4 protein-coding genes are annotated in these 8521 nt (G+C 68.1%); 2 read left to right on the forward strand and 2 right to left on the reverse strand.

Going from position 1 to position 8521, the window contains the following annotated elements; all coding sequences use genetic code 11:
• Nucleotides 1-210: 210 nt before the first annotated feature.
• Both ACIQOV_RS15110 and ACIQOV_RS15115 read right to left on the reverse strand, forming a co-directional pair.
• Nucleotides 211-2178: a B12-binding domain-containing radical SAM protein gene (locus ACIQOV_RS15110; protein ID WP_401048719.1), complete on the reverse strand. Its 1968-nt coding sequence runs from the start codon at nucleotides 2176-2178 to the stop codon at nucleotides 211-213.
• Between the two features lie 796 nt (nucleotides 2179-2974).
• Nucleotides 2975-5314: an amino acid adenylation domain-containing protein gene (locus tag ACIQOV_RS15115; RefSeq protein ID WP_401048721.1), complete on the reverse strand. Its 2340-nt coding sequence runs from the start codon at nucleotides 5312-5314 to the stop codon at nucleotides 2975-2977.
• Between the two features lie 677 nt (nucleotides 5315-5991).
• Here ACIQOV_RS15115 and ACIQOV_RS15120 point away from each other — a divergent pair.
• A complete protein-coding gene (locus tag ACIQOV_RS15120; RefSeq protein WP_401048723.1) occupies nucleotides 5992-7101 on the forward strand; it encodes a MalY/PatB family protein in 1110 nt (369 codons plus the stop codon).
• Entirely contained in the window at nucleotides 7098-8390 is a 1293-nt protein-coding gene (locus ACIQOV_RS15125; RefSeq protein WP_401048725.1) for a condensation domain-containing protein, read from the forward strand. The genes ACIQOV_RS15120 and ACIQOV_RS15125 overlap by 4 nt, the downstream gene beginning before the upstream one ends.
• The last annotated feature ends 131 nt before the right edge of the window (nucleotides 8391-8521 follow it).

Genomic DNA, 8521 nt, shown 5'->3' on the forward strand with positions numbered 1-8521 from the left:
GCCGGGAGAGGTCACTCCCCCCCCGCACCCGGCGGGGACGGCCCGGGTCGCGTCCCTCGACTCACATCGATCCCGCGGACGACCTCGCCGGCGTTGTCCTACAGCAGCGATCGAGTCGTCACGGGGCTCCGGGTGGGCAAGTCCCGTAGGCCGTCCGGCGGCTCAGCCCTTACAGCCGTGGCCGGAGCCTCTGGGCGCCTTCAGATGTCGTCATGGTCCGGCGTGGACATGCCGGGGACTGTCGGACTGCTCTTCCTGGACAGGAACTGCGGCAGCATCATTGCGGGCCCCGCCCCAGCGTTTCTCGGTCTCCCTGTGAATGTGCCAGATGTCGTCCTCGGTGAGGAGGACGGAGACGACACCGGGGAAAGCTTCCTCGAAGTAGATATAGGGCTTTCGGTTGTCGATGCGCGGGGAGTGGTAGTCGAGTTGGTCCTGCATGCCGTGCTGGCGCGTGACCGGTGTCGCGGGGTGATAGGTGAGTATGTTCGGGCTGGCCAGATCGATCAGCTTGTCGTCGATGAGACGGCCCACTTCATGGATGGTCTCGTCGATACTGTCCCGCGTCTCACCGTCGAGGCCGAAAAGAACGGAAGTTCCCAGCTGCAGGTCCTGCGCCTTGACGAGGGCCGCAGCTTCCCTGACCTTTTCCCCCCAGGGCTTCCGTTCGTCCCGGCGGATATTCTTGTGAATGTTGTTCATGACTTGCGTCGACATGCTCTCGATGCCGATGTAGATGTAGCTGCATCCGGCATCCTTCATCTTTCGCAGGATTTTTGACGACTCTTCAGCCGAATGCAGCGCGACGAGGGTGTCGACGGTCAGCTGAGCACCCCACTGGAGGTCGCGCAGCCGCTGGACATCGTCTTCCTCGCGAACGAATCTGCGGTAACGCGGTTCGAGTGAACCGCTCTCGTCCCGGCGGATCCGGCTGAGCTCTTCGCAGAAATTCTCGATGTCCCGGTACCGACCGCTCCAGAAGACGGAGTCGTCGAAGAAGAGCGACTCGGCGCCATAGCTGACGTATTCACAGACCCGCTCCGCCGCCGCACCTATCGCATCGTCCTTGAACCGCTTGAGTCCGGTGCCAAGTTGCGACGACTCGGAGCAGAAGTTACATCGGTACGGACAGGCGTTGGATACCATGAAGTGCGCGGTGCGCATCACCTCCCCTGTCCCGGGGCGAGTGAAGATGGGGAATCGGGATCGGATCGCGAATGCCTCGTACGGCGAGGGTAAGGACGCGAGGTCGAGCGTTCGGCCACGGAGCGGAACGGCGTCGAAGGTCTCCCCCGTCGCCAGGACGACGACCGACGAGCCGGACACGGGACCCTCTTCGGCGAGCAGCCCCTGCAGGCACGGCAGAACCTGGTCACGGTCCACCCAACGCCGGTCGAGATCGGTGGCAAGGGCGAGGGCCCGCATGAGCAGGTCCACAGCGAAGTAGGCCTCGCCGCCGACGACGGCGTCGACCACTCCGGGAGCCTTGCCCTCCTGAATGACTGTCACCGTGCTGCTGGGTTCGCACACGAGGGCCCGGCCGTCGGGGGTGCAGGTGACGGTCTCGTCCACATGACGGCCTCCGAGTATGACGAAGGCATCCGGGACCTCGCGCTTGACCAACCTCGCGATTTCGAGCGCGTAGCGGTGCGCGGGTGACACGGCGCTGATGAGCACGACCCTGGGCTGGACCTCGCGCAGTAGCCGCAGCCATCTCGTGCGCGCCGCGTCGTCCCAGACCCGGGGGTCGAACACCGTCTGGTCGGTGTTGGGTGACGTGCCGTAGGCCCGGTATCCGTCGTCACTGGCGGAGAGCCGGTACTCCTTGGACGGGAACCGGGTCCACTCGGGCGCGAGGTCGCTGTAGTGCACGGCGTCCTCCAGCGGGCCGGCGTCCGCCACGGCACGGTGCACGGCAGCGCTCAGCGCCGTGTAGAGACACATCGGGTCGCCCGGATAGGTGATTTCACCCTCGGATTGGGTCATGACGGGCGCCAGTACCGACAGCACAGGGAAATAGCGGGTGCCCGTTCTCGCACTCGCCAGGTCATCTAACAGCCGGCGCCTGCGCGTCAGACGCCGTTCCCGAAACGCGTCCAGATCGGACACTTCCCCCTGGCGATGCATCTGAATTCCGCCGCGCCCCGAATGCATCCTCTGAATAGCGTGCGTGGCCATCGGTCCTCCGGATTCTGGTTCTTCCAGGATCTTATCCCCGAACACGGACATCGATGACGCGATTACTCCGGCGGGCCATCGATGGACATTCCCGTCCTTCTGCTTTCCCGAAAAACACACATCCCAATCCGTCGCAGATCGGGACATTCTCAAAAGCCTGGCCGCATTTTTCTTGTGGCGGTCCAGCAGCTCTTCAATCGAGGGCCCACCCGGCACGACCTCGAACTCACCCGTGATCTTACTCGACCTTACTGGGCCGTGTCTTCAAATTTCACGTCCGCATCACTCTCGGTCATTCACGTACGCGCGCCGGCCAAGGGCTTCGACCGGGGTTTCCGCGAACGCGAACCGGCTGACCGAACCAGGCAGTTCCGGGCCCGCATCGAAGAACTCACCCGGCAGCTCGGCGAACTCGACGCACCCGGACCACCCCGCCTGCCAGCAGATCCTCACCGCCCCGGCCGACACAGGCGGCCCGATGCGCGCCCGCGACCTCGCCAGGCCCTCGACCTGCCGACATGACCAGGCATGTTCGTGGCTGTTTCGACGACCGATGCAGTTGTCGAGGTGTCCGTTGTCGCTCCGCCCCCGTTCCGGTGAGCAAGTCCCTTATCTGACCGCTCAGATCGCGCGGGCGAACAACCCGGGCGGCACGACGGCGATGTGGGTGGGAGACCGGCGGGACGGGCCGTGGTGCGACGAGGACTTCGCGGGCTGGTACCCGCGCGACGGACGCCCGGGCATCCGGCCCGCACGGCCGGCCACCGCCGGTGTGCCCCGGTTCCTGCTCGGTCCGTCAGACCGAGCAGGCATCGGAGTTCCCCACCCCGGGCGGAGCGGCCGTGGCCTGAAGATACGCGGCCAGGCTCTGCAGCGTCGGATGGCGGTGCAGAGCCACCAACGTCAGCTCGGGCACCTGCGCCATACTGCGCATGGCCGTCATCGAGTCGCCGCCCAGGGCGAAGAAGTCGTCGTCACGCCGGATCGCATCGATACCCAGAACGTCCTGCCATGCCGCGGCGATCCGCTTCTCCCACGGACCGCTGGGCTCGGCACCGACGGGCACGGCGCCGCCACGGCGCTCCTCGTGCGGTGAGGGGGCCGTGGGAAGCGACGTGCGGTCCAGCTTCCCGTTGGGGCTCAGCGGCATGGCCGGCAGCACGAGCACAGTGCCGGGAACCATGTGCGCCGGGAGGCTGGCCGCGAGGGTCCTGCGGATGTCCTCCGGGTCCAGGACTTCGCCGTCGCGCGGCACGGCATATCCGACCAGGACCGGGACGCCGACGGCATCGGTCTGTGCGGTCACCGCCGCTTCTTTGACCTGAGGATGGTCGCGGAGTACGGACTCGATCTCGGTCAGCTCCACCCGCAGCCCGTGAATCTTCACCTGAAGGTCGGTCCGGCCGATCAGTTCGATCAGTCCGTCGGCACCGAACCTCGCCAGGTCGCCGGTGCGATACAGCCGCTCGTCGGCCACCGTGCCGTACGTCCACTCGATGAACCGCTCGGCGGTGAAGGCGGGCCGGTCCAAGTAGCCGAGCGCGAGGCCGACGCCGGCGAGGTACAACTCGCCCGTCACACCCGGCGGAACGGGTTGAAGCGACTCGTCCAGGATGTAGGTGCGCTGATTGGCCATCGGGCGCCCGTACGGAATGCTCCTCCAGGTGGGGTCGGTGGCCTCGACCTCGAATATCGTCGAATAGATCGAGGCCTCGGTGGCCCCACCGAGGGAGATGAACCTGGCATCGGGCGCGGCTCCGCGGGCGCGTCCGGGCAGCTTCAGCGGGATCCAGTCTCCGGCGACCATGATCAGCCGCAGTGCGTTCACCGGTGAGGGCCCGCCACCCCCGCCGCGCTCGACATGATCGAGTACCAGTTCCAGCAGCGCCGGTGCGGTGTTCCACACCGTGACGCCGTGGTCCGCCGCCAGTTCGGCCCAGTGCGCCGGATCCTTGGCCCGGCCCGGCGCGGGAAGGACGAGAGTGCCGCCTGCCGCCGTCATCCCGAGGAATTCGTAGACCGACATGTCGAAACTCGGGGATGACAGGCCGAGGACACTGTCGCCGATGCCCACGGCGAAGCGGGAGTTGAGATCCTCGATGTTGTTCACCACGCCCCGGTGGCGCAGCGCGATCGGCTTCGGCTTTCCGGTGGAACCGGAAGTGTGGATGACGTAGCAGAGGTTGTCCGGCCCGGCCTGGGCCTTCGGATCGTGATCGGGCCGAGCGGACAGGGCGGCGGTCTCGCGGTCCAATAACAGCAGGAGTTCCTGCCGTACGGAGTCCTCCCCGGTCAGAGCGGCAGCGAGCTTGCTGTGGCTGATCAGAGCCACGCAGGAAGCACCGGTGATCATGGTGGACACCCTGGCCTGCGGATAGCCGGGGTCGAGTGGCACATAGGCCCCGCCGGCCTTGAGTACCCCGAGCATCGAGATCAGCAGATCGGGCGAGTGCTCGAGGTAGAGGCCGACGCGGTCGTCGGGGCCGACGCCCAGGTCCCTCAGATGATGTGCCAGCCGGTTCGCCGCGACGTTGATCTCCTGGAACGTCAGCCGGGTCGCTCCTTGGACCACGGCGACGGCCTCGGGGGACCGCGCGGCCCGCTCCTCGAACACCTCGTGCAGACAGCTTTCCTCGCGGGGCAGCCGGAGTGCGGTGTCGTTCCATTCCACGAGGATCCGGTGCACCTCGGGCCCGGTGAGAAGCACGAGATCCGCCAGCGCCTGGTCCGGCCGGTTCGCGCCGTCCTCGAGCAGGTTCTGGAAGTGGGCGAGCAGTTGGTCGCCGGTCGCCGTTTCGAAGAGTCGCTCGTCGAAGTGGAGAGCGGCCGACCGGGACGCCGCCTCGGCCACAGGCAGCACGAGCTCGACCTCGTACGGCTGATCGCCCTCGCCGGCCCGATCCGCACCGAAACGTACGCCGATGCGCGCGGGCTCCTTCCCGGGGGCCGCCGCGGTACCGGCCGCACCGGTCAGTCCGCGGAGCGTGCTCTCCCCGGTGACGGAGAAGCGGAGCAGCGAGTCCTCACCTCCTTCGCGGCGCACGTGGAACTCGACCTGGTTCTGGCCGGAATACCGGTACAGCAGCGCGGCGAAGCCGGCGAGCAGCACACTCTCCGGGGCGGTCGCGCAGGACACCGCCACATCCCTGACGGCGCCGGCGTAAAGACCGGGAATTTCTCGGCGTACTGCCCCCGTGCAACGGGGTGCGTCGACGCCACGCGGCCGGTCCGCAGGGATTTGGGCAGCATGGGAGGGCAATTCCTGTCTCCTGTCACAGATTCTCGACATCGCAGATGTAATTCGACTGTGAATATCGGATGGGCGCATGGGCGCACCGACTGCCGGGCCAGGAGGCTCCAAGCTTTGCGAGCGACCAGCCTCAGCGTCTGATCCGGGCTGAGGAAGGCGCTGTTGGCGACAGTATCGGCGGGTTACGAACGCCGCAATGTGGCCGACGTCACACGTTCGCGGTCGAAGGCTGCCGTATACCCTTGTGTGCTCCCGTCATTGGGCAACCATGAAGTTCTCGGGGAACTCCCGTGTGGCCCAACAGGGTTATGGGGATGCGACTGGAGGGCCGGGGGCCCGCAGGAGGTCTGCCGGGCGATCGGTTTCCTGTCGCAGGCTTTCCGTACCGGCCTCCTCTCCGTCGTGCGGCACCGCACCGGCATTGGTCCGCACAACGCTGTGCCATCGAACCGACACGGAACAGGACTATGAAGGCCGACACTTCGTCAACTGCTCTCGACTCCCTCGAACTGAGCCGCCTGTCACAGCGGGACGGGGAGAAGTGGGCCACCGCGGGCGACGGCATGCTGGCCTCCTGGGTCGCGGACATGGACTTTCCGACCGCGCCCGCGATACGCCAGGCCCTGCTGCGCCGCGCCGACGGCGATCTCGGCTACCCCCCATGGTTCGACGAGAGCCGCGGCGGCCCGCTCGGCGAGGTGTTCGCCGAGCGGACGCGGCACCGGTACGGCCACAGGCCCGATCCCACGCACGTCCGGCTGTTCACGGACATCAACCAGGCGATGCTCGCGACGCTCCAGGTCGCCACCGACCCCGGCGATGCGGTACTTCTGCACACCCCCGCTTGCCCGCCGTTCGTCGATGTCATCGAGAGGATCGGCCGCAGGGCGCTGACCGTTCCGCTCCAGGAGGGCGAGGGCGGGTGGGAGTTCGATCCCGCGCTCATGGAGCGGACCGCGGCGGACGAGGGCTCGGGCCGCTGCCGTGTGCTCTTCCTCGTCAACCCCCACAACCCCACCGGCCGGGTGTTCCGCCGTGACGAGCTGGAGTCACTCGCGGAACTCGTGCTCAGGTTCGACCTGTTGGTGATCTCCGACGAGGTGCACGCGGATCTGACCCATGCCCCGCACCAGCACATTCCCTTCGCCTCGCTCAGCCCGGCAATCGCCGCCCGCACGGTCACCCTCACCTCGGGGAGCAAGGCATTCAACCTCGCCGGGATCCGCTGCGCGCTGGCACACATAGGACCGCGGGACGTACGGGATGCCGTCGACGCCCGGCGCGGGCTGCTTTTCGGCCAAGTGGGAGTGCTCGCGGTCGAGGCCCTGAAGGCTGCCTGGACCTCGGGCGATGCCTGGCTGGACGACGTGCTGGCCATCTTGGACCGGAACCGGCGGCTGCTGGCCGAGCGGCTCCCGGAGAGGATCCGATGTCGGACTCCGGAGGCCACGTTCCTTGCCTGGCTCGACTGCCGGCAGCTGGGGATCGGTCCGGACCCCATGCCCTTCTTCCGCGACGAGGCCAAGGTGCTCCTCTTCTCCGGTCCGGCCTTCGGAGCCGGCGGCGATGGATTCGTGCGGCTCAATTTCGGCACGTCCCCACAGGTCCTGGAAGAGACCCTGGAACGCATGAACGCCGCGTTGCGACGGCACGGACAAGGAGCTTTCCTGTGACTGACCACACGACGGTGCGGGTTCAGCCGGCCTCCGCCCTGGAGATGCAGCTCTGGCTCGGTGACCAGATCGACCCGGCGAGCCGCGCCGGCTGGATCCTCGCCCAGGTCCGCGTCCACGGCCCGCTCGATCTCCCCGCCCTCGACGCAGCGCTGTCGGCCGTGGCGCGCCGCCAGGAGGCGCTGCGCACCGCCTTCGTCTTCGAGCACGAGCAGGTGGTCCGCAAGGTCCTCGCGGAGCCGGTCGCGGAGCCCCTGCTGCGCCTCGGGCCCGGCACCGGCTTCGAGGAGGCGGCCGCCACCCTGCTGAACGCCGACACCTTCGATCTCGCCGCGGGCCGCGTCTACAGGGCCGCGGTCGCCCCGGACGCACAGGGCGCCACCGTCTTCCTGGCGGTCCATCACATCGCTTTCGACGGCCTCTCCCAGGAGGTGTTCGCCGCCGATCTGGCGTGCGCCTACGCACGGGCCGTCGACGGCGTCGCGACCGATCTGCCCGTGCTGGAACGAGCGGAGGCCGCAGAACTCACGCCGGCGCAGCACGCCGAACTCACCGCACACTGGCGCGCCTTGCTGACTGGGGCGGCCGACCTGCCCACCCCGGACGGCAGCCCGGCGCCGAACCAGCACGAGCTCGCTGCAGGTGGGTCGGCCGAGCTCCGAACCACCTGTCCGCCCAGCACCTGGCAGGCGGTGCGCGACCAGGCCAGGCGCAGCGCCTGCTCACCGTTCGCGGTGCTGCTGGCCGCGTACGGCCGGGCTCTGGCCGAGATCACCGGCGGCTCCGACTTCTGCGTCGGCACACCGGTGGCCACCCGCTCGGCCGGGCAGGCGGACGAGCTCGGCTGCCTGATCGACATCCTGCCGGTGCGGATGCCCGAGCTGTCCGCACCCGGGGTGGTCGAGCGGGTCTGGGCCGCCGTGCGGGAGAGCGTCCTGGGCTCCGCGCTGCCCCGCTACGAAATCGTCCGGGCCGTACACACGGTCCCCGGTGGTCGGATGCCCGTCTACCAGGTGCTGTTCGCCTTCGAGAACTGGCAGCGCGTCGAGCATTCGGCCGGTCCGGTAAGGATGCACGCCGTTCCGGTGCCGCCGGTCGGCGCGGTCGCCGAGGTTCAGCTCCAGGTGTGCGAACTGCCCGACGGGACCCTGAAATGCGTCGTCCAGGCTCCGCTGACCGGTTCCTGGCCGCAACGGCTCCCCGATCTGCTGCGCGCCTTCGACAGCCAACTCGCCGAAATCGCCCCGTCGGCCACGCCTCACTCCTTCTCCTCGGACGCTCCCGCGTGACCACCGCGTTGACGTGCCTGCCGTACGCCGGTGCGGGAGCCGGGGTCCACCGTCCCCGGCAGCTTCCAGGGGTCCGCCGTGCTGCGAGCCGCTCCCGTCCAGGTGCCCGGACGGGAGGGGCGGTTCGACAG

The organism is Kitasatospora sp. NPDC091257, assembly GCF_044757675.1.
GTDB classification, from domain to species: domain Bacteria; phylum Actinomycetota; class Actinomycetes; order Streptomycetales; family Streptomycetaceae; genus Kitasatospora; species Kitasatospora lactacystinica.